Consider the following 20,719-nt stretch of genomic DNA (forward strand, 5'->3'; position numbering starts at 1 on the left):
CCCCACGATCCGATACTCCCGCAAGGCCAAACGACTCGTCGTGAGGTGTTCCAACCATGGCGATGAGCGGAGCATCTGGCTGTCGTATCGTACTGCGGCACGTTGACAGAAAAACCACATTTATATAAGTTCGCGTTAGTGAATACTAACGTGAACAGTTGGACAGTGCTTGGCGATCCGACCAGGCGCACGATCTTTGAGTTACTGGTCGAACACCCTTGTTCGGTCGGGGAACTGGCTGGTGCCCTCCCTGTCACCCGGCCGGCGGTCTCGCAGCACCTGAAGGTCCTCAGGGATGCCGGGCTCGTGGCCAACACCCGTTTCGGCAAGCAACGCATCTACCGGGTCGATCCGGAAGGGCTGGCAAGCCTGCGCGCCGAACTCGACCGCTTCTGGATCAAGACCTTGGCGGCCTACAAAGTGACCGCCGAACAATCGTCGAAGGAGCAGGAATGAGCACGCATCAAGCACCCCCGCCCGTGAAGCATTCCATCGTCGTAGAGGCTCCGATCGCGCATGCCTTCAAGGTCTTCACCGAGGACTTCGGCAGCTTCAAACCCCGAGAACACAACATGCTCGCGGTGCCGATCGCCGAGACGATCTTCGAGCCTCGAGTCGGCGGTCACATCTACGACCGCGGTGTTGACGGCAGCGAGTGCCGATGGGCTCGGGTGCTGGCCTACGAGCCGCCCAACCGGGTGCTTCTGAGCTGGGACATCAGTCCTCAATGGCAGGTTGAAACCGATCCCGACAAAACCAGCGAGTGGGAAGTCAGCTTCACGGCGGAGACGGAAAGCCGAACCCGGGTCGATCTCGTGCACCGGAACCTCGAGCGGCATGGCGAAGGCTGGGAAAGTGTGCGCGACGGCGTTGGCGGCGATCAGGGCTGGCCGCTTTACCTGCGGCGCTTCCATGAGCTTTGCTCCCGCGAGGCGGCCTGACGGTCGTGTCACAACCGCAAGGTTCATCAGTCGCGGAGATCATCAGGTCCCAAATCGGTAATCCTAAGAAGCGGAGGGGCAGATGGAAGCCTACTGGTTCAGCATCGTCGGAGTGCTCGCGCTCTGCCTTCTGTCAGTCCTGCTGGCGATTTACTCGGGCTCGTCCAAGGGCCGCGCAGGAGCGCTTTCAGGCCCGGTACTGCCTGCGGACGACGACAATCAGCTCTACAGGATCGACCGCGTACACATGAATTCGGTCGAGGCGCTTGCGCCTTTCGTCGTCCCGGCCTTGCTGGCGATGATGGTCGGCGTCGGACCGGCCACGTTAGCGGCTCTCGTCTGGCTGCATCTGGCGATCCGTCTGGTTCACTTGGCGGTCTACATTCGCGGCGGCAGCGCGGCCAAGTGAGGCAGCCTCAGGACGATCCTCTATGTCTCGGGAGCCCTCGTCACGCTTGCCCTCATCATTGTGACCGGCTTGGCTGCCATCCGATGACGGATCAATGGACGGAGCCTCCTGTCGCGGCGGCCCATTGTCATGCATCTGGTATTGAGGCGGAAACAATAGACCGAAACGCTGCGCGACAGGCGCGCGCAACGCTCCAAGCGTGCAGACGCCTGCGCCGCGCTAGCGCTTTGTTTTGAAGCAATTCCCTAAGGGGAAAGCGCTACGCGCTTTTCCCGGGAAAGCCGTTTCACACGTTTCCTGGAATTGCTTTAGCTGTTGAACGCGGAGGCGACCTGGTGTTGCTGCGGCACCTGTCCGTTCGGCGTCAGCTTGTCGACGACACCCGGCAACGCCGTGGACAGCTGCTTGAGCAGTTCCTGCTCATCCATTCCCGTCCGTTGCGCGATCTCGCGAATGACCTGCGGCCCGAGTGCGGCGCCGAGATCATTGGCGTTGATCGACTGGTTCTGCCCGGTGCCGACCCAGGAATCGGCGACATTGCCGTGGCCGGCGTCCTTGAGTTTGTCGAGCAGGCCGCCCAGCCCGCCGAGCAGGCCGCCGTCGGCGGAGGTCGTTCCGGTGGAAGCAGGGCCGGTCGGCACCACCGGGGTTTCGGTCTGGCCCGGCTGTTCGGCGCTTCTGCCGCTCAGCATCTTTCCCACCAGCAGCGCGCCGAGCGCGATCATCAGCGGTTTGGCAATGTTGCCGCCGGGAACGGCGTTGTCAAAAAGTCCCATAGTGGATCCTCCATCTCAACCAGGCCCAGCCCGTCTTCAACATGGCGCATTTGGGCGGAATTTCAAGCTGGCTTGAGCTTTTGACGATCATATGAAAGTGTCTGGCTGGCGGGGGATGGAGAGGAAAAAATGTCAATCATCAGCTGGATCATACTCGGCGTCGTCGCCGGCTTCCTGGGCAGCAAGATCGTCAACAAGAGCGGCCAGGGCATTCTGCTCGACATCGTGCTGGGCATCGTCGGCGCCGTTGTCGGTGGCCTGATCTTCAGCGCCTTTGGCGCTTCGGGCGTCACCGGCCTCAACATCTACAGCCTGATCGTCGCCGTGGTCGGAGCGGTGGTCGTGCTTTGGGCCTACCATCAGTTCAGCGGCAGCCGGACGCTTTAAGCGCCGACCGGATCGCTGGATCGTCTGACGTTTCGAGTTTCTGCCGAGGCAAGGGCAGCTTCGGGCTGGGCTGCGCTCAGCAGCCCGCCTATGGCATCAACACTGCATCGGCCGCGGCGAAGAAGATCAGCGTACCCGCGATGAACACCGCCCAGCCGATAAGCGATTTTCTGATGGCGGCCTTGTGCTCGGCGTCGGAGTTCTTGTTCCGGTCAAAATCCGTCATGGGGAAACTCCCTTGGCTGATTGATCATGTCGTCGTCGATTGGACGGTTCTTCGCCGATTAGACGATCTTTTTCGGCTCGGCAACAGGCTCGTGGAAAGACGTGCGTGATCGCCCGCTCGGTCCGCTTGAGCAGTTGAGGCTAGGCGACGACGGTCAGCCTGCGCTTGCGCTGATCAAGGGAGACGATGGTCAGTCCACTGCCAACCACCAGCAGGATGCCGCAGACTGCCAGCGCATTGGGGAATTGGCCGAACACCAGCAGGCCCGAAATGACCGCCCAGACGGTGAAGCAGTAATAGAACGGCGCCACCGCGCTGGTCGGCCCGACGCGATAGGCCATGAAGATGAAGAAGTGGCCGAAGATCAGGAAAAATCCGGCGCCGGCCATCAGCAGCAGATGGCGCGCCTCGGGCACCACCCAGCGTTCGGAAACCAGATGCGCGGCACCGGAGCCGATCAGCACCACCACAACGGCGGAAATCGCCACGATCATCCCCGGCACCTCGGCCGAGACGCGCCTGCCGGCAAGGTCGCGGGCCGCCGCAAGTGCGGCGTTGCCGAGCGCCAACAAGGCGTAGACCGAAATGCCTTGCATGGTCGGCTGCGCCACCATCAGCGCGCCGATGAAGCCGAGCCCGATCAGCGCCATGCGCTGGCCGCCGATCCGTTCGCCAAACAGGATCGAGGAGCCGACCAGCATCAACAGCGGCGTGATCTGTCCGAGCGCCGTCGAATCCGCGATCTGCATGTTGGCGAGCGCCACCACATAACAAAGGATCGCCGCCAGCTCGAGCAGGTTCCTGCGCAGTACCCGCTTGTCGAAGATCAGCGGAATCTGCTTGCCATAGCCCAGCGCAAACAACAGCGGAAAGCCCCAAAGCGTTGCCGCCGCCCCGCGCAGAAACAGCACTTCGTAGGACGGCAGGCCCGCGGTTGCGAGCTTCATCATCGTATCGTTGACGAGGTACGATCCCGTCGAAACGATCATGAACAGCGGGCCACGGATGGAGGCAGGGATGAAATGCATCGGGTCAGGAAATCAGACCTCGAAGACGACCGCAATGGGCCATGAACTGGCCTTGAATCGCACAGGAATAGAGAAGAAAGGGACGCGCAATGCCGGCTTCGATCGATCGGCCTTCCGCCCATTTCATTTCACGCTTCGCCTTCCTATATCAGCGCCACATTCCCGCAATCGGATCAAGGGTTCGGACTGAGCGAGACGGCACCCGGCCAAAAGACGCTTGTGTTTTTTGGCCTTTGTCGCTAATCGCCCCGCATTCGACTGAACTGAAGGTCCAGGCCGTCCAAGGAAAGAGACTATGGCAAAAGGTAAATTCGAGCGTAACAAGCCTCATGTGAACATCGGCACGATTGGTCACGTTGACCATGGCAAGACGTCGCTGACGGCGGCGATCACGAAGTATTTTGGCGAATACAAGCGCTACGACCAGATCGACGCTGCCCCAGAAGAGAAGGCGCGCGGCATCACGATCTCGACGGCGCATGTCGAATACGAGACGGCTGCCCGCCACTACGCTCACGTCGACTGCCCCGGCCACGCCGACTATGTGAAGAACATGATCACCGGTGCCGCGCAGATGGACGGCGCGATCCTGGTTGTTTCGGCCGCCGACGGCCCGATGCCGCAGACCCGCGAGCACATCCTGCTGGCCCGTCAGGTCGGCGTGCCGTCGATCGTGGTGTTCCTGAACAAGGTCGACCAGGTCGACGACGCCGAGCTGCTCGAACTGGTCGAGCTCGAGGTTCGCGAGCTTTTGACCAAGAACGAGTTCCCCGGCGACGACATTCCGATCGTCAAGGGTTCGGCGCTTGCGGCTCTGGAAGACAGCGACAAGAAGATCGGCGAGGACGCGATCCGCGAGCTGATGGCTGCGGTCGATGCCTACATCCCGACGCCTGTTCGTCCGCTCGACAAGCCGTTCCTGATGCCGATCGAGGACGTGTTCTCGATCTCGGGCCGTGGCACGGTTGTGACCGGTCGCGTCGAGCGCGGCGTGGTCAAGGTTGGCGAGGAACTCGAGATCATCGGCATCCGTCCGACGACCAAGACGACCTGCACCGGCGTCGAGATGTTCCGCAAGCTGCTCGATCAGGGCCAGGCTGGCGACAACATCGGCGCGCTGCTGCGCGGCGTTGATCGTGAAGGCGTCGAGCGCGGCCAGGTTCTGGCCAAGCCCGGTACGGTGAAGCCGCACAAGAAGTTCGTGGCCGAAGCCTACATCCTGACCAAGGACGAAGGCGGCCGTCACACGCCGTTCTTCACCAACTACCGTCCGCAGTTCTATTTCCGCACGACGGATGTGACCGGCATCGTGTCGCTGCCGGAAGGCACCGAGATGGTGATGCCTGGCGACAACATCACGGTCGATGTCGAGCTGATCGTGCCGATCGCCATGGAAGAGAAGCTGCGCTTCGCCATCCGTGAAGGCGGCCGCACCGTCGGTGCCGGCATCGTCGTCACCATCAAGGAATAACCGATGCCGGCATGTGCCAGTCAGGTTCGAAACAGAAAAGGGCGGTCCTTGCGGCCGCCCTTTTCTTCTGCCCAGCAATGGGATGCCCGTATTGTCGCCCGAACCCTGTTGCAAGCCTCTGAACCTCGACTAGGATAGGTTGCATCGAGGGGCTTTCCCAAATGGTTCCAAGGCGCCTTCCGGGTCGTCAGGCATTGTGGTCGCTAGGGCTGATCTGCCTGTTGGCGTTGCTCGCCATGGGGCCTGCCGCCTTTGCGGCGGATACGGCCGGGGATATCGGCCCGACGATGCGGTTCGTCATTGTCCGCAGCAACGACCCGGGTTGCGAGCCGATCTGCCCGGAATGGATCTCGGCCGAAGGCTCGATAGAAGCCGGAACGCCGGCTTTGTTCAAACGCATGCTCAAGACGCTCGGCAGCCGAAAGCTGCCGGTCGTCGTCGATTCTCCCGGCGGCAACGTCGAGGCGGCGCTGACGCTTGGCCGGCTGATCCGCAAGAACAAGCTCGATATCGCCATAGGCAAGACCCAGTTCGACGGCTGCCTGCCTGATGGGACGGGCTGCACGGAAAACGACGGCAAGGGCGCCCGTTATTTCGGCGATGCCTACGCCGGCGGCGCGATGTGCAATTCCGCTTGCCCGCTGATGTTTGCCGGCGGTGTCCAGCGCGTGGTCGGCGAATGGGCCTATCTCGGCGTCCATCAGATCACCACGACCTATATCCGCACCAAACTGCAGTACCGGACGACCTATCGCATCGTGGGCGGCAAGAAGAAGGTCCTCAACACGAAAATCGTCAGCCGAAAGAATGCCGGCAGCTACAAGACCTACGAGATGAGCAAGGCGGTGGAGAAAAGGCTGGCGGCCTATCTGGACGGGATGGGCGTCGAGCAAGGTGTGCTCGAAACGATGAAGGACACCCCAGCCAGCGGGATCCAGCAACTGGACTTGGAAAGCATGCTTCAGACGAAGCTGGTCACCAGCCCGGATTCCGTTGATCTTTTGACCGCGCCGACCATATGCAGCGCCGATCCGCGGCCCGCCAATTGCCGGGAGATACCGGTTCCGGCGGGCAAGGCCGCGCGGCCGGCCAATGCCGAGGTGGCAAAAGCCGCGCCCAGCTCCGCCGCATCGGCCAAACCCGAGACCGTGCGGCAGGATACTGTCGCGGACATGCGCTTCGTTGTGGTGCGCGGCAGAAGTTTCCTCTGCGATCCCGATTGTCCCGAATGGATTTCGGCGGAAGGCAAGATTACAGCGCAGACGCCGGAGGGGCTGCGCCAGTTGCTTGCCACTTTGGGGGATCGGCGGCTGCCGGTCGTGATCAGCTCGCCGGGCGGCGACCTTTCCGGTGCTCTTGCCGCTGGGCGGCTGATCCGCGAACGCAAGCTCGACGTGGCGGTCGCACGGACGGACTTCATGGAATGCGAGCCGGAAAAGCCGGGTTGCACGGCTGAGGGCGGTGTCTATGTCGGCCTCACGAATGATGCGTCGGGCGAATGCGATGCGGCCTGCCCGATCATGCTCGCGGGCGGCGTCAGGCGTTTTGTCGGTCCTCATGCACAATTGGGCCTGCAGTCGCTGCAACCGGAGCAGGCGGTCAAGACCTACCTCGAGGAGATGGCGGTGGGGCCTGACCTGTTTGCCGCGATAGAGCTCCATTCGAGCCAACCGCAGCTCGACCCCAAGGTGATGCTGAAAGTCGGGCTGACGACCGGACCCCAATCGGCGGATGAGCTGACCGGGGCCTCCATCTGCAAATCGGAGCCGAAGCCGGGGAACTGCCGCGAGGTGTCGGAGCCCAAGATCCAGGCCAACGCGCCCAGCAAGTCGTAGTTTCGGCAGGGCGGTCGGGCGGGACTGGCCATCGAGGCAGGTTGAGCCATGTCAGATAGTTCCGGTATCGTCATCTCCGGCATCGTCACGGGGGCGGGTGGAGGAAACGAAAAATGAGCCAGGACGTCCCGACATTATACGACTGGGCTGGCGGCGCCGAGGCGCTGAACCGCTTGACCAAGACGTTCTACGACAAGGTGTTTCAGGACCCGCTCGTCGGCCCGGTGTTCAAAAACATGTCGCCGGATCATCCCGCCCACGTTGCGGCGTTCATCGGCGAGGTTTTCGGCGGGCCGAAAACCTACAGCGAAAAATTCGGCGGCCATCGCGAGATGGTCATGCACCATCTGGGCAAGCATCTGACCGAGGAGCAGCGCCGCCGCTGGATCAATCTCCTGGCCGATGCCGCCGACGCGGTTGGACTGCCCGACGATCCTGAATTCCGCTCGGCCTTCATGGGCTATGTCGAATGGGGATCGCGGCTGGCCAAGATGAACTCCAACCTCGGCGAGACCTGCGATCCCGAGACGGAGCCGATGCCAGCCTGGGGCTGGGGCGTGCCGGGCGGCCCGTATCGGCCACCTGAAACAAAGTAGCTTCCTGCCGCCAGGGATTAAGGCGCGTTTGCTTGCAAACCACTCTTTACAGAGCGTGCGGAAGCTTTTAGGAAGCGCCTGCTGCGCCGACATGCGCGCGATACGGGCATAGCTCAGTTGGTAGAGCGGCGGTCTCCAAAACCGCAGGTCGTAGGTTCGAGCCCTGCTGCCCGTGCCATTTCTCGAAATGGCCATCAAAACGATATTTCTACAGGCTGGCCTTTGAAAATCGACAGCCCGCTTGCCATATTAGCTCTCTTCAGGCATAAGGGCGCCATAGCCGGGACGGAACGACTGGATGGTTCCGAGGCGGTGTTTGGTCATAAAGCGGACACTTGCCACTTGCGTGGATCAAGAATCGGTTTTATGTAGACGAAACAGACACGCGACGCGTGGAGCTGGGAAGCCGGCTTTACGCGTCTGATTTGCATGGGCGAAGTGATTGCGCTGATTCGGCGCGAAATCAAGCCCAGGCGGCACGTCCCGGCCAGCGGGATCATCCAGGAGACCCGGCCAACGGGTCTTGAAGACAGAGCGGCATATGGCTTCGAAAACCACAAATCCTTTCGTCTTTCTCCAGCAGGTTCGTGCGGAGACCGCCAAGGTGACTTGGCCGTCGCGTCGCGAAACGATGATCTCGACGGTGATGGTTCTGGCCTTCGCTGTGATCGCGATGATCTTTTTCTTCACCGCCGATCAGCTCATGGGCCTCGCGGTCGAACAGATTCTGGGCATCGGACGCTAAGTCCGGCGATTACGGAGAAGTCGAGAAATGACTGCGCGCTGGTACATCGTCCACGCCTATTCGAACTTTGAAAAGAAGGTCGCCGAGGACATCGAGAACAAGGCCAAGCAGAAGGGCCTGTCCGCCGATATCCATCAGATCGTGGTGCCGACCGAGAAGGTCGTCGAGGTTCGTCGCGGCCGCAAGGTCGATGCCGAGCGCAAGTTCTTCCCGGGCTATGTGCTCCTCAAGGCCAATCTGACCGACGCGGTGTTCTCGCTGGTCAAGAACACGCCGAAGGTCACCGGCTTCCTGGGCGACTCCAAGCCGGTGCCGATCACCGAGGCGGAAGCGCAGCGCATCCTGAATCAGGTGCAGGAAGGCGTCGAGCGGCCGAAGCCTTCGGTCACGTTCGAGATCGGCGAGGCGATCCGCGTTTCGGATGGTCCGTTCGCGTCGTTCAACGGTTTCGTCCAGGAAGTGGACGAGGAGCGGGCGCGGCTCAAGGTGGAAGTTTCGATCTTCGGGCGCGCCGTGCCTGTCGATCTGGAATTCGGACAGGTCGAAAAGGGCTGATCCGAAGTCCCTGCGCCAAGTGCGGCAGGGAAGGCGGCGCGGAGATCGCGCGGCTTTGAGAACGGTGGGAGACGAATGCGGCTTTAGCCGGTCGCATGGATCGCACCACCAGACTGCAACCGCCGGGGTTTCCCAGATAGTGGGGGCCGGCATAGACAAAGGCAGGAAAAGAGATGGCTAAGAAAATTGCAGGCCAGCTCAAGCTCCAGGTCAAAGCGGGATCGGCCACGCCGTCTCCCCCGATCGGCCCGGCGCTTGGTCAGCGTGGCATCAACATCATGGAATTCTGCAAGGCGTTCAACGCGCAGACCCAGGAAATGGAAAAGGGATCTCCGGTCCCGGTCGTCATCACCTACTACCAGGACAAGTCCTTCACCTTCGTCATGAAGACGGCACCGGTGAGCTACTTCCTGAAGAAGGCGGCGAACCTGACGTCTGGTTCCAAGGAGCCGGGCAAGATCAAGGCCGGTACGGTTTCGCGTGAAAAGGTCCGCGAGATCGCAACCGCGAAGATGAAGGATCTGAACGCAAACGACGTCGAGGCGGCCATGCGCATGGTCGAGGGCTCCGCCCGCTCGATGGGTCTGGAAGTGGTGGGCTGAGATCATGGCAAAGATTGCAAAGCGTGTATCGAAGACCCGCGAAGGCATCGACCCCAACAAGGCTTACGCCCTGGGTGATGCGCTGAAGCTGCTCAAGGACCGGTCGTCGGTCAAGTTCGACGAAACCGTCGAAGTCGCCATGAACCTCGGCGTCGACCCGCGCCATGCCGACCAGATGGTCCGCGGCGTGGTCAACCTGCCGAACGGCACCGGCCGCTCGGTTCGCGTCGCCGTGTTCGCCCGTGGCGACAAGGCTGACGAAGCTCGCGCCGCCGGCGCGGACATCGTCGGTGCCGAGGATCTGGTCGACATCGTCCAGAAGGGCACGATCGATTTCGATCGCTGCATCGCCACGCCGGACATGATGCCGCTCGTCGGCCGTCTCGGCAAGGTGCTCGGCCCGCGCGGCATGATGCCGAACCCGAAGGTCGGCACCGTCACCACCGACGTTGCCGCCGCCGTCAAGGCATCGAAGGGCGGCGCCGTCGAGTTCCGCGTCGAGAAGGCCGGCATCGTTCATGCCGGCGTCGGCAAGGTCTCGTTCGAGGTCAAGGCCCTGGAAGAGAACATCCGCGCCTTCGCTGACGCGGTGACCAAGGCAAAGCCGGCTGGCGCCAAGGGCAACTACGTCAAGAAGGTGTCGGTCACCTCGACGATGGGCCCGGGCCTCAAGCTCGACGTCTCGACGCTCGCAGCGTCCTGATAAGTTTAGTTGGGATCGGCCGTTAAACGGCTGATCCGCAAAAGAATTCCGGGCCTCCGATCCAGGTTGGCGGCCCGGTGCCGGAAGTCGAAAGGCTTCCGGACATCCTGTCCGAGATTGCAGGCGGCCCAAAAGCCTTAATTCATGTGGGCCTGCATGAGACGGGTGAAGACCGGACAACGGAGCGAATGCTCCAATGAAAGGTTCGAACCGTGTTTGCCTTTTGTCTGCGCATCGTCCGGCTTGCCGGTGATGTGGCGAAAGGGGGCAGGATCCTCGAGCGTCGTTCGGGAGATCCGTTACTGGATGGCCCGGCCGACAAAAGGCAACCCGACGCCTGTCCTTGTGAATGGGAATGTTCCCGTTAACAGGATGGGGGTCAACTGGAGATAGGCAGTGGACAGAGCGGAAAAACGCGAACTCGTCACGGGCCTGAACGGTGCGTTCTCGAACGCAGGTTCAGTGGTCGTGGCCCACTACGCCGGTATCACCGTCGCGCAAATGAACGACCTTCGGTCGAAAATGCGCGCCGCCGGTGGGACCGTCAAAGTCGCGAAGAACCGTCTCGCCAAAATCGCTCTTCAGGGCACGGACTCCGCATCGATCATCGACCTGTTCAAGGGACAGACGCTGATCGCTTATTCGGAGGATCCGATTGCGGCGCCGAAGGTCGCGTCCGATTTCGCCAAGGGAAATGACAAGCTCGTCATTCTCGGCGGCGCAATGGGCACCACCTCGCTCAACGCCGACGGTGTGAAGGCACTCGCCACACTTCCGTCGCTCGATGAGCTGCGCGCCAGGCTGGTTGGCATGATCGCCACGCCGGCAACCCGGATCGCCCAGATCGTCAATGCGCCAGCGGCTTCGGTCGCGCGCGTCATCGGCGCTTACGCCCGGAAGGACGAGGCGGCATGAGGCCGTTCCTCGCTATCACAAACACACGTTCGAACCTTATGAAGGAACACAACAATGGCTGATCTCGCAAAGATCGTAGACGACCTTTCGAAGCTGACCGTCCTCGAGGCGGCCGAGCTGTCGAAGCTTCTTGAAGAAAAGTGGGGCGTTTCCGCCGCTGCTCCGGTGGCTGTTGCCGCCGCTGGCGGTGGTGCGGCCGCTGCTGCTCCGGTCGAGGAAAAGACGGAATTCGACGTCGTCCTCACCGAGGCAGGCGCTCAGAAGATCAACGTCATCAAGGAAGTCCGCGCCATTACCGGTCTTGGCCTCAAGGAAGCCAAGGATCTGGTCGAAGCGGCTCCGAAGCCGGTCAAGGAAGCCGTTTCCAAGGCCGACGCTGACAAGTTCAAGGCCCAGCTGGAAGCAGCCGGCGCCAAGGTCGAGCTCAAGTAAGCGTAAAAGCGGCGGACGGCCTCGCGCCGTCCGCCACTCCCTTCGCCTGGAGGGAGCACGCGTAGCGCGAGACGTACGAGAACCTCTTTCCTGAGGGCCGCAACCGGCCTTCAGGAAACGGGTTTTCTCCCGTTTTGGCCGGCCGCCGACAGGCGCCGGGAAAACAGACAGAGGGTCGCCGCCCAGGTGGCCCAGAATGCAAGGCGAGCCGCGGCGAGGTTCGTCCCGAGTTTAGAGCTAAGGAGCGACGATGGCCCAGACCCAGACTTTCAATGGCCGCAGACGCGTACGCAAGTTCTTCGGAAAGATCCCGGAAGTTGCGGAGATGCCGAACCTGATCGAGGTTCAGAAGGCATCCTATGACCAGTTCCTGATGGTGGCGGAGCCCAAGGGTGGGCGTCCGGACGAGGGACTGCAGGCCGTTTTCAAGTCGGTCTTCCCGATTCAGGACTTTTCCGGCTCCTCGATGCTGGAGTTTGTGAAGTACGAGTTCGAAGGACCGAAATTCGACGTTGACGAATGCCGTCAGCGCGACCTGACCTATGCCGCGCCGCTGAAGGTGACGCTGCGCCTCATCGTGTTCGATATCGACGAGGATACAGGCGCCAAGTCGATCAAGGACATCAAGGAGCAGGACGTCTACATGGGCGACATGCCGCTCATGACCCTGAACGGCACCTTTATCGTCAACGGCACCGAGCGCGTCATCGTCTCGCAGATGCACCGCTCGCCGGGCGTCTTCTTCGACCATGACAAGGGCAAGTCGCACTCGTCGGGCAAGCTTCTGTTTGCGGCGCGCGTCATCCCCTATCGCGGCTCGTGGCTCGACATCGAGTTCGATTCCAAGGACGTCGTGCACGCCCGCATCGACCGTCGCCGCAAGATTCCGGTGACGTCGCTGCTCATGGCGCTCGGCATGGACGGCGAAGAGATCCTGTCGACCTTCTACAACAAGATCACCTACAAGCGCGCCGGCGACCATTGGCGCATTCCGTTCAACGTCGAGCGTTTCCGCGGCCTCAAGGCCGTCGGCGACCTGGTCGATGCCGATACGGGCGAGATCGTTGTCGAAGCCGGCAAGAAGATCACTGCCCGCCAGGCCAGGGCGCTTGGCGAAAAGGGTCTCAAGGCGATCAAGGCGACCGACGAGGATCTGCTCGGCAACTACCTGGCCGAGGACATCGTCAACTACGCCACCGGCGAGATCTTTCTCGAAGCCGGCGACGAGATCGACGAGAAGACGCTGAAAGTGCTGCTCGGCACGGGTGAAAACGAGATCAAGGTTCTCGACATCGACCACGTCAATGTCGGCGCCTATATCCGCAACACGCTCAACGTCGACAAGAACGAGAGCCGCCAGGACGCGCTGTTCGACATCTATCGTGTCATGCGCCCCGGCGAGCCGCCGACGCTCGAAACCGCCGAAGCCATGTTCAACTCGCTGTTCTTCGACAGCGAGCGCTACGATCTGTCGGCCGTTGGCCGCGTCAAGATGAACATGCGCCTCGAGCTCAAGGCCGAGGACACCGTGCGCGTGCTGCGCAAGGACGACATCCTGGCCGTGGTGAAGACGCTGGTCGAACTGCGTGACGGCAAGGGCGAGATCGACGACATCGACAATCTCGGCAACCGCCGCGTGCGCTCGGTCGGCGAGCTGATGGAAAACCAGTACCGCGTCGGCCTGCTGCGCATGGAGCGCGCGATCAAGGAGCGTATGTCCTCGATCGAGATCGACACGGTGATGCCGCAGGACCTGATCAACGCCAAGCCGGCGGCCGCCGCCGTGCGCGAGTTCTTCGGTTCCTCGCAGCTGTCGCAGTTCATGGATCAGACCAACCCGCTGTCGGAGATCACCCACAAGCGCCGCCTGTCGGCGCTTGGGCCGGGCGGTCTGACCCGCGAGCGCGCCGGCTTCGAGGTGCGTGACGTGCACCCGACGCATTACGGCCGCATCTGCCCGATCGAGACGCCGGAAGGCCCGAATATCGGTCTGATCAACTCGCTGGCCACCTTCGCGCGCGTCAACAAGTACGGCTTCATCGAGAGCCCGTACCGCAAGATCGTCGACGGCAAGCTGACCAATGACGTCGTCTATCTCTCGGCGATGGAAGAAGCCAAGCACCATGTCGCGCAGGCCAACGCCGAGCTCGACAAGAACGGTGGTTTCGTCGACGAGTTCGTCATTTGCCGCAGTGCAGGCGAAGTGATGATGGCGCCGCGCGAAAACGTCGACCTGATGGACGTGTCGCCCAAGCAGATGGTGTCGGTGGCCGCGGCCCTGATCCCGTTCCTCGAGAACGACGACGCCAACCGCGCGCTGATGGGCTCGAACATGCAGCGTCAGGCCGTGCCGCTGGTGCGCGCCGAGGCGCCGTTTGTCGGCACCGGCATGGAGCCGATCGTCGCTCGTGACTCGGGCGCCGCCATCGGCGCCCGCCGCGGCGGCATCGTCGACCAGGTGGACGCGACGCGTATCGTCATCCGCGCCACCGAGGATCTCGATCCGGGCAAGTCCGGCGTCGACATCTACCGGCTGATGAAGTTCCAGCGTTCGAACCAGAACACCTGCATCAACCAGCGTCCGCTGGTTCGCATGGGCGACCGGGTCAACAAGGGCGACATCATCGCCGACGGTCCGTCGACCGAGCTCGGCGATCTGGCGCTCGGCCGCAACGTGCTGGTCGCGTTCATGCCGTGGAATGGCTACAACTACGAGGACTCGATCCTCTTGTCCGAGCGCATCGTCGCCGACGACGTCTTCACCTCGATCCACATCGAGGAGTTCGAGGTCATGGCGCGCGATACCAAGCTCGGTCCGGAGGAAATCACGCGCGATATCCCGAACGTCTCGGAAGAAGCGCTGAAGAACCTCGACGAAGCCGGCATCGTCTATATCGGTGCCGAAGTTCAGCCGGGCGATATCCTGGTCGGCAAGATCACACCGAAGGGCGAGAGCCCGATGACGCCGGAAGAGAAGCTTCTGCGCGCCATCTTCGGCGAAAAGGCATCGGATGTGCGCGACACCTCGATGCGCATGCCTCCGGGCACCTTCGGCACCGTCGTCGAGGTGCGCGTCTTCAATCGCCACGGTGTGGAGAAGGACGAGCGCGCCATGGCGATCGAGCGCGAGGAGATCGAACGCCTCGCCAAGGACCGTGACGACGAGCAGGCCATTCTGGACCGTAACGTCTACGCGCGTCTTTCCGACGTGCTCGTCGGCAAGGAAGCGATCGCTGGACCGAAGGGCTTCAAGAAGGGCTCGACGCTGTCCAAGGACACGCTCGACGAGTATCCGCGTTCGCAGTGGTGGCAGTTTGCCGTGGAGAACGAAAAGCTCCAGAGCGAACTGGAAGCCCTGCGTGGCCAGTACGACGACTCCAAGAAGGCGCTCGAACAGCGCTTCATGGACAAGGTCGAAAAGGTGCAGCGCGGCGACGAGATGCCTCCCGGCGTCATGAAGATGGTCAAGGTCTTCGTGGCCGTGAAGCGCAAGATGCAGCCTGGCGACAAGATGGCCGGCCGTCACGGCAACAAGGGTGTCGTGTCGCGGATCGTTCCGGTCGAGGACATGCCTTTCCTCGAGGACGGCACGCATGCCGATATCGTGCTCAACCCGCTGGGTGTGCCGAGCCGCATGAATGTCGGCCAGATCCTGGAAACGCATCTGGGCTGGGCTTGCGCCGGCATGGGCAAGAAGATCGGCGAGCTGATCGACGCGTACAAGGTGGCGGGCGACATCAAGCCGCTGCGCAAGACGCTCGAGAGCTTCATACCGGCCAACGACCGCAACGAACCGGTTCGTGAGTATGACGACGAGAGCATCGTTCGCCTCAGCGAGCAGATGCGCCGCGGCGTCTCGATCGCGACCCCGGTGTTCGACGGCGCGCACGAGGCTGACATCAACATCATGCTGGAGCAGGCGGGCCTGCACACCAGCGGTCAGTCGCAGCTCTATGACGGACGCACGGGCGAGCCGTTCGATCGCAAGGTGACGATGGGCTACATCTACATGCTCAAGCTTCACCACCTCGTGGACGACAAGATCCACGCGCGTTCGATCGGTCCGTACTCGCTCGTCACCCAGCAGCCGCTGGGCGGCAAGGCGCAGTTCGGTGGCCAGCGCTTCGGCGAAATGGAGGTCTGGGCGCTCGAGGCATACGGCGCCGCCTACACGCTGCAGGAAATGCTGACGGTGAAGTCGGACGACGTCGCCGGCCGCACCAAGGTCTACGAGGCGATCGTGCGTGGCGACGACACCTTCGAGGCCGGCATTCCCGAGAGCTTCAACGTTCTCGTCAAGGAAATGCGGTCTCTCGGCCTCAATGTCGAGCTGGAGAACACCAAGCTCGACGACAACCCGATCCGGCTGCCCGACGCGGCCGAGTAAGCAAGACGCCCGGTCGCGGGAAACCGCGACCGGGCGCACCAAATTCTTCGGCCGGTGGCCGACACAAGACGGCGGGCGTTTGGCCCGCGCTAGATGCAAGGGGTTTTCGAGGACCCCGAAAAGGAGAACGGCATGAACCAAGAGGTCATGAATCTCTTCAATCCCCAGGCGCCTGCACAGGTGTTCGATTCCATCCGGATATCGCTGGCCAGCCCTGAGAAGATTCTGTCCTGGTCGTTCGGCGAGATCAAGAAGCCGGAGACCATCAACTACCGCACCTTCAAGCCGGAGCGTGACGGCCTGTTTTGCGCGCGCATTTTTGGCCCGATCAAGGACTATGAGTGCCTGTGCGGCAAGTACAAGCGCATGAAGTACAAGGGCGTCATCTGTGAGAAGTGCGGCGTCGAAGTCACGCTGTCGCGCGTCCGTCGCGAGCGCATGGGCCATATCGAGCTCGCCGCGCCCGTCGCCCATATCTGGTTCCTGAAGTCGCTGCCGTCGCGCATCGGCACGCTGCTCGACATGACCCTGAAGGACATCGAGCGCGTCCTCTACTTCGAGAACTACATCGTCACCGAGCCTGGCCTCACCGCGCTGAAGGAGCACCAGCTGCTCAGCGAGGAAGAGTACATGATCGCCGTCGACGAGTATGGCGAGGATAGTTTCACCGCCATGATCGGCGCCGAGGCCATTCATGACCTTCTGGCCGGCATGGATCTCGAGAAGATCGCCGGCGACCTGCGTTCGGAACTGGCTTCGACCACGTCCGAGCTGAAGCAGAAGAAGTATCTGAAGCGGCTCAAGGTCGTCGAGAACTTCATGGAATCCGGTAACCGTCCGGAATGGATGATCATGAAGGTGGTCCCGGTGATCCCGCCGGACCTGCGCCCGCTGGTTCCTCTGGATGGTGGACGCTTCGCCACGTCCGACCTGAACGACCTCTATCGCCGCGTCATCAACCGCAACAACCGTCTGAAGCGGCTGATCGAGCTGCGCGCGCCCGGCATCATCGTGCGCAATGAAAAGCGCATGCTGCAGGAAGCCGTCGATGCGCTGTTCGACAACGGCCGTCGTGGCCGCGTCATCACCGGCGCCAACAAGCGTCCGCTGAAGTCGCTGTCCGACATGCTCAAGGGCAAGCAGGGCCGATTCCGCCAGAACCTGCTCGGCAAGCGCGTCGACTATTCCGGCCGCTCGGTCATCGTCACCGGTCCGGAGCTCAAGCTGCACCAGTGCGGCCTGCCGAAGAAGATGGCGCTCGAACTGTTCAAGCCCTTCATCTACGCCCGTCTTGACGCCAAGGGTTACTCCTCGACCGTCAAGCAGGCCAAGAAGCTGGTCGAGAAGGAGCGTCCGGAGGTCTGGGATATCCTCGACGAGGTTATCCGCGAGCATCCGGTGCTGTTGAACCGCGCGCCGACGCTGCACCGCCTGGGCATCCAGGCGTTCGAGCCGATCCTGATCGAAGGCAAGGCGATCCAGCTGCATCCGCTGGTCTGCACGGCCTTCAACGCCGACTTCGACGGCGACCAGATGGCCGTTCACGTGCCGCTGTCGCTCGAAGCGCAGCTTGAAGCCCGCGTGCTGATGATGTCGACCAACAACATCCTGCACCCGGCTTCCGGCGCGCCGATCATCGTGCCGTCGCAGGACATGGTTCTCGGTCTCTACTATCTCTCGATAGTCAACCAGAACGAGCCGGGCGAGGGCATGGTGTTTGCCGACATGGGCGAACTCCAGCACGCGCTCGAGACCAAGGCGGTGACGCTGCACTCGAAGATCCGCGGTCGTTTCCGTACGGTCGACGCCGAAGGCAAGGTCGTGTCGAAGATCCATGACACCACGCCTGGCCGCATGATCATCGGCGAACTTCTGCCGAAGAACGTCAACGTGCCTTACGAGACTGCCAACCAGGAGATGACCAAGAAGAACATCTCCAAGATGATCGACACCGTCTACCGCCACTGCGGTCAGAAGGAGACGGTCATTTTCTGCGACCGCATCATGGCGCTTGGCTTCAGCCATGCCTGCCGCGCCGGCATTTCGTTCGGCAAGGACGACATGCTGATCCCGGACGCCAAGATCAAACTGGTCTCCGACACCGAGGCTTTGGCCAAGGAATACGAGCAGCAGTACAATGACGGTCTGATCACGCAGGGCGAGAAGTACAACAAGGTCGTCGACGCCTGGGCCAAGTGCTCGGAAAAGGTCGCCGACGAAATGATGGCCCGCATCAAGGCGGTCGAGTTCGAGGACAATGGCCGTCAGAAGCCGATGAACTCGATCTACATGATGTCGCACTCCGGTGCGCGTGGCTCGCCCACCCAGATGCGCCAGCTCGCCGGCATGCGCGGCCTGATGGCCAAGCCGTCGGGTGAAATCATCGAGACGCCGATCATCTCGAACTTCAAGGAAGGCCTGACCGTGCTCGAGTACTTCAACTCGACCCACGGCGCCCGCAAGGGTCTGGCCGATACCGCCTTGAAGACGGCGAACTCGGGTTACCTCACCCGTCGTCTGGTCGACGTGGCGCAGGACTGCATCGTCAACTCCGTCGACTGCGGCACCGACAAGGGCCTCACCATGCAGCCGATCGTCGATGCTGGTCAGGTCGTCGCTTCGGTCGGCCAGCGCGTGCTGGGCCGTACGTCGCTCGACGACATCACCCATCCGGTGTCGGGCGAGGTTCTGGTCAAGGCCGGAACGCTGATGGACGAGCGTGACGTGGAACAGATCGAAAAGGCCGGCGTCCAGTCGGTTCGCATTCGCTCGGCACTGACCTGCGAAGTCAGGATCGGCGTGTGCGCGGTCTGCTACGGACGCGATCTGGCTCGCGGCACCCCGGTCAACCAGGGCGAAGCCGTCGGCGTCATCGCGGCGCAGTCGATCGGCGAGCCGGGCACCCAGCTCACCATGCGTACCTTCCACATGGGCGGTACCGCGCAGGTGGTGGATAGCTCGTTCCTTGAAGCCTCGTATGAGGGCAAGGTCGAGATCCGCAACCGCAACGTGGTGCGCAACTCCGACGGCCAGCAGATGGTCATGGGCCGCAACATGGCGGTGCTGATCCTCGACGAAGCCGGCAAGGAGCGCGCCTCGCACCGTCTCACCTATGGTTCGCGCATCTTCGTGGACGATGGCGACAAGGTGAAGCGCGGCCAGCGTATCGCCGAGTGGGATCCCTATACCCGCCCGGTCCTCACCGAAATCGAGGGCAGGGTGTCGTACGAGGATCTGGTCGACGGCATTTCCGTTCAGGAAACGGCCGACGAGTCGACCGGCATCACCAAGCGTGAGGTCATCGACTGGCGCTCGACGCCACGTGGCAACGACCTCAAGCCGGCGATTGCCATCCAGGACGCCAAGGGCAAGGTCGGAAAACTGTCGAAGGGTGGCGACGCCCGCTTCCTGCTCTCGGTCGAGGCCATTCTTTCGGTCGAGCCGGGCTCGCAGGTTCGCCCCGGCGACGTGCTGGCGCGTATTCCGATGGAAAGCGCCAAGACCAAGGACATCACCGGCGGTCTGCCGCGTGTTGCCGAATTGTTCGAGGCACGTCGTCCGAAGGATCACGCCATCATCGCCGAGATCGACGGCACGATCCGCTTCGGCCGCGACTACAAGAACAAGCGTCGCATCATCATCGAGCCGCATGACTCGACGCTTGAGCCGGTCGAATACCTGATCCCGAAGGGCAAGCCGTTCCATCTCCAGGATGGCGACGTCATCGAGAAGGGCGACTACATCCTCGACGGCAATCCTGCGCCGCACGACATCCTGGCGATCAAGGGCGTGGAGGCACTTGCTTCCTACCTCGTCAACGAGATCCAGGAAGTCTACCGCCTGCAGGGCGTGTCGATCAACGACAAGCACATCGAGGTGATCGTTCGCCAGATGCTGCAGAAGGTCGAGATCACGGTGCAAGGCGACTCGACCTACATTCCGGGCGATCATGTCGACGTGATCGAACTGGAAGAGGTCAACGAGCGCCTGGTCGAGGACGGCAAGAAGCCGGCCGAAGGCCTGCCGGTGCTGCTTGGCATCACCAAGGCATCGCTGCAGACGCCGTCCTTCATCTCGGCCGCCTCCTTCCAGGAGACGACCAGGGTGCTGACGGAAGCCGCGGTTGCCGGCAAGACCGACATGCTGCAGGGGCTGAAGGAAAACGTCATCGTCGGCCGGCTTATCCCGGCCGGTACTGGCGGCACGATGAGCCAGATCCGGCGCATCGCCACCTCGCGCGACGAACTGATCATCGACGAGCGCCGCAAGGCCTCCGGTGTGGAAATCGCCGAGCCGATGCTGGCCGACATGACAACCGCCGCGCAGTAAGCGCGGCGGGCAGGGCAATTCCAGGAAAAGTGTGAAACGGTTTTCCGTCCGGAATTGCGCCAAAACAAAAAATAGAGCGGTTCATTGTTCGGTGAACCGCTCCAGGAATCTCAGGCAACAAGGCCGTCGGGGCAACCCGGCGGCCTTTTCTTTTGCGCTATTGGGGAGCTTTCTCGAAGCGAAGCAGATCGCCCGGCTGACAGTCGAGGTAGTCGCAGATGCGCTCCAGCGTGTCGAACCGGATGCCCTTGACCTTTCCCTGTTTCAACAGAGAGAGATTGGCCTCGGTGATACCGACATATTCGGCCAGGTCCTTCGACTTCACGTTTCGTTCGGCGAGGACGACATTGAGCCTGACCCTTATGGGCATGGACTGATCCTC

The 20,719-nt window shown here is 62.0% G+C and carries 19 protein-coding genes and 1 tRNA gene; 16 read left to right on the top strand and 4 right to left on the bottom strand.

From position 1 onward, the window contains the following. The first annotated feature begins 150 nt into the window (after positions 1–150). The 3 genes from BPNPMPFG_RS03400 to BPNPMPFG_RS03410 all read left to right on the top strand — a co-directional run bounded on the left by BPNPMPFG_RS03400 (position 151) and on the right by BPNPMPFG_RS03410 (position 1,350). The gene (locus BPNPMPFG_RS03400; protein WP_258593254.1) at positions 151–456 is read left to right on the top strand and encodes an ArsR/SmtB family transcription factor; all 306 of its coding nucleotides are present in this window, start codon (positions 151–153) and stop codon (positions 454–456) included. Further along, entirely contained in the window at positions 453–941 is a 489-nt protein-coding gene (locus BPNPMPFG_RS03405; protein WP_258593255.1) for an SRPBCC family protein, read from the top strand. Before BPNPMPFG_RS03400 ends, BPNPMPFG_RS03405 begins: the two co-directional genes overlap by 4 nt. 82 nt (positions 942–1,023) lie before the next feature. Continuing rightward, on the top strand, positions 1,024–1,350 hold the full coding sequence (locus BPNPMPFG_RS03410; protein WP_258593256.1) for an MAPEG family protein: 327 nt from the start codon (positions 1,024–1,026) through the stop codon (positions 1,348–1,350). Positions 1,351–1,658: 308 nt separating this feature from the next. Here the strand turns inward: BPNPMPFG_RS03410 and BPNPMPFG_RS03415 are convergent, their stop codons facing one another. Further along, on the bottom strand, positions 1,659–2,126 hold the full coding sequence (locus BPNPMPFG_RS03415) for a YidB family protein (protein WP_258593257.1): 468 nt from the start codon (positions 2,124–2,126) through the stop codon (positions 1,659–1,661). Positions 2,127–2,255: 129 nt separating this feature from the next. Here BPNPMPFG_RS03415 and BPNPMPFG_RS03420 point away from each other — a divergent pair, with 129 nt between their 5' ends. Further along, entirely contained in the window at positions 2,256–2,513 is a 258-nt protein-coding gene (locus BPNPMPFG_RS03420; protein ID WP_258593258.1) for a GlsB/YeaQ/YmgE family stress response membrane protein, read from the top strand. An 88-nt stretch (positions 2,514–2,601) separates the two neighbouring features. Here the strand turns inward: BPNPMPFG_RS03420 and BPNPMPFG_RS03425 are convergent, their stop codons facing one another. Beyond that, positions 2,602–2,739, bottom strand: a complete 138-nt coding sequence (locus tag BPNPMPFG_RS03425; RefSeq protein WP_258593259.1) for a hypothetical protein — start codon at positions 2,737–2,739, stop codon at positions 2,602–2,604. 140 nt (positions 2,740–2,879) lie between these two features. Continuing rightward, positions 2,880–3,767 (bottom strand): DMT family transporter, encoded by an 888-nt coding sequence (locus BPNPMPFG_RS03430; RefSeq protein WP_258593260.1) that lies wholly within the window; start codon positions 3,765–3,767, stop codon positions 2,880–2,882. Positions 3,768–4,062: 295 nt separating this feature from the next. Between BPNPMPFG_RS03430 and tuf the strand changes: the two genes are divergently transcribed. The 12 genes from tuf to rpoC all read left to right on the top strand — a co-directional run bounded on the left by tuf (position 4,063) and on the right by rpoC (position 20,337). Further along, positions 4,063–5,238 carry an elongation factor Tu gene (tuf, locus tag BPNPMPFG_RS03435; RefSeq protein WP_095090666.1) on the top strand — a complete coding sequence of 392 codons (1,176 nt, stop codon included), beginning with the start codon at positions 4,063–4,065 and terminating at the stop codon, positions 5,236–5,238. 161 nt (positions 5,239–5,399) lie between these two features. Then, positions 5,400–7,073 carry a COG3904 family protein gene (locus tag BPNPMPFG_RS03440; protein WP_258593261.1) on the top strand — a complete coding sequence of 558 codons (1,674 nt, stop codon included), beginning with the start codon at positions 5,400–5,402 and terminating at the stop codon, positions 7,071–7,073. A 113-nt stretch (positions 7,074–7,186) separates the two neighbouring features. Then, on the top strand, positions 7,187–7,669 hold the full coding sequence (locus tag BPNPMPFG_RS03445) for a group II truncated hemoglobin (protein WP_258593262.1): 483 nt from the start codon (positions 7,187–7,189) through the stop codon (positions 7,667–7,669). Between the two features lie 102 nt (positions 7,670–7,771). Beyond that, positions 7,772–7,847: transfer RNA gene (locus BPNPMPFG_RS03450), tRNA-Trp, on the top strand. A gap of 363 nt (positions 7,848–8,210) precedes the next feature. Continuing rightward, positions 8,211–8,414 carry a preprotein translocase subunit SecE gene (gene secE, locus BPNPMPFG_RS03455; protein ID WP_013531408.1) on the top strand — a complete coding sequence of 68 codons (204 nt, stop codon included), beginning with the start codon at positions 8,211–8,213 and terminating at the stop codon, positions 8,412–8,414. Between the two features lie 27 nt (positions 8,415–8,441). Then, positions 8,442–8,969, top strand: a complete 528-nt coding sequence (nusG, locus tag BPNPMPFG_RS03460; RefSeq protein ID WP_013531409.1) for a transcription termination/antitermination protein NusG — start codon at positions 8,442–8,444, stop codon at positions 8,967–8,969. Positions 8,970–9,142: 173 nt separating this feature from the next. Continuing rightward, positions 9,143–9,571, top strand: a complete 429-nt coding sequence (gene rplK / locus BPNPMPFG_RS03465) for a 50S ribosomal protein L11 (RefSeq protein WP_258593263.1) — start codon at positions 9,143–9,145, stop codon at positions 9,569–9,571. A 4-nt stretch (positions 9,572–9,575) separates the two neighbouring features. Continuing rightward, complete coding sequence (rplA, locus tag BPNPMPFG_RS03470; protein WP_258593264.1) at positions 9,576–10,274, top strand: 50S ribosomal protein L1; 699 nt, start codon at positions 9,576–9,578, stop codon at positions 10,272–10,274. Between the two features lie 396 nt (positions 10,275–10,670). Then, positions 10,671–11,189, top strand: coding sequence for a 50S ribosomal protein L10 (rplJ, locus tag BPNPMPFG_RS03475; RefSeq protein ID WP_095089664.1), 519 nt, complete (start codon positions 10,671–10,673; stop codon positions 11,187–11,189). 54 nt (positions 11,190–11,243) lie between these two features. Then, entirely contained in the window at positions 11,244–11,621 is a 378-nt protein-coding gene (gene rplL, locus BPNPMPFG_RS03480) for a 50S ribosomal protein L7/L12 (RefSeq protein WP_027038853.1), read from the top strand. A gap of 250 nt (positions 11,622–11,871) precedes the next feature. Then, positions 11,872–16,008: a DNA-directed RNA polymerase subunit beta gene (gene rpoB / locus BPNPMPFG_RS03485; protein WP_258593265.1), complete on the top strand. Its 4,137-nt coding sequence runs from the start codon at positions 11,872–11,874 to the stop codon at positions 16,006–16,008. A 132-nt stretch (positions 16,009–16,140) separates the two neighbouring features. Further along, on the top strand, positions 16,141–20,337 hold the full coding sequence (gene rpoC, locus BPNPMPFG_RS03490) for a DNA-directed RNA polymerase subunit beta' (RefSeq protein WP_258593266.1): 4,197 nt from the start codon (positions 16,141–16,143) through the stop codon (positions 20,335–20,337). A gap of 157 nt (positions 20,338–20,494) precedes the next feature. Here the strand turns inward: rpoC and BPNPMPFG_RS03495 are convergent, their stop codons facing one another. After that, complete coding sequence (locus tag BPNPMPFG_RS03495) at positions 20,495–20,707, bottom strand: helix-turn-helix domain-containing protein (RefSeq protein WP_258593267.1); 213 nt, start codon at positions 20,705–20,707, stop codon at positions 20,495–20,497. Between the last annotated feature and the right edge of the window lie 12 nt (positions 20,708–20,719).

This window comes from Mesorhizobium sp. AR07 (assembly GCF_024746815.1).
In the GTDB taxonomy this organism is placed as follows: domain Bacteria; phylum Pseudomonadota; class Alphaproteobacteria; order Rhizobiales; family Rhizobiaceae; genus Mesorhizobium.

Excerpts from the sequence above, each read along its gene's own strand:
- rplL (WP_027038853.1), top strand. The coding sequence starts at position 11,244 with ATGGCTGATCTCGCAAAGATCGTAGACGACCTTTCGAAGCTGACCGTC.
- BPNPMPFG_RS03440 (WP_258593261.1), top strand. The coding sequence starts at position 5,400 with ATGGTTCCAAGGCGCCTTCCGGGTCGTCAGGCATTGTGGTCGCTAGGG.
- rpoB (WP_258593265.1), top strand. The coding sequence starts at position 11,872 with ATGGCCCAGACCCAGACTTTCAATGGCCGCAGACGCGTACGCAAGTTC.
- tuf (WP_095090666.1), top strand. The coding sequence starts at position 4,063 with ATGGCAAAAGGTAAATTCGAGCGTAACAAGCCTCATGTGAACATCGGC.
- BPNPMPFG_RS03430 (WP_258593260.1), bottom strand. The coding sequence starts at position 3,767 with ATGCATTTCATCCCTGCCTCCATCCGTGGCCCGCTGTTCATGATCGTT.
- BPNPMPFG_RS03415 (WP_258593257.1), bottom strand. The coding sequence starts at position 2,126 with ATGGGACTTTTTGACAACGCCGTTCCCGGCGGCAACATTGCCAAACCG.
- BPNPMPFG_RS03445 (WP_258593262.1), top strand. The coding sequence starts at position 7,187 with ATGAGCCAGGACGTCCCGACATTATACGACTGGGCTGGCGGCGCCGAG.
- rplA (WP_258593264.1), top strand. The coding sequence starts at position 9,576 with ATGGCAAAGATTGCAAAGCGTGTATCGAAGACCCGCGAAGGCATCGAC.
- nusG (WP_013531409.1), top strand. The coding sequence starts at position 8,442 with ATGACTGCGCGCTGGTACATCGTCCACGCCTATTCGAACTTTGAAAAG.
- BPNPMPFG_RS03425 (WP_258593259.1), bottom strand. The coding sequence starts at position 2,739 with ATGACGGATTTTGACCGGAACAAGAACTCCGACGCCGAGCACAAGGCC.
- BPNPMPFG_RS03495 (WP_258593267.1), bottom strand. The coding sequence starts at position 20,707 with ATGCCCATAAGGGTCAGGCTCAATGTCGTCCTCGCCGAACGAAACGTG.
- BPNPMPFG_RS03405 (WP_258593255.1), top strand. The coding sequence starts at position 453 with ATGAGCACGCATCAAGCACCCCCGCCCGTGAAGCATTCCATCGTCGTA.
- rpoC (WP_258593266.1), top strand. The coding sequence starts at position 16,141 with ATGAACCAAGAGGTCATGAATCTCTTCAATCCCCAGGCGCCTGCACAG.
- secE (WP_013531408.1), top strand. The coding sequence starts at position 8,211 with ATGGCTTCGAAAACCACAAATCCTTTCGTCTTTCTCCAGCAGGTTCGT.
- BPNPMPFG_RS03410 (WP_258593256.1), top strand. The coding sequence starts at position 1,024 with ATGGAAGCCTACTGGTTCAGCATCGTCGGAGTGCTCGCGCTCTGCCTT.
- BPNPMPFG_RS03420 (WP_258593258.1), top strand. The coding sequence starts at position 2,256 with ATGTCAATCATCAGCTGGATCATACTCGGCGTCGTCGCCGGCTTCCTG.
- rplK (WP_258593263.1), top strand. The coding sequence starts at position 9,143 with ATGGCTAAGAAAATTGCAGGCCAGCTCAAGCTCCAGGTCAAAGCGGGA.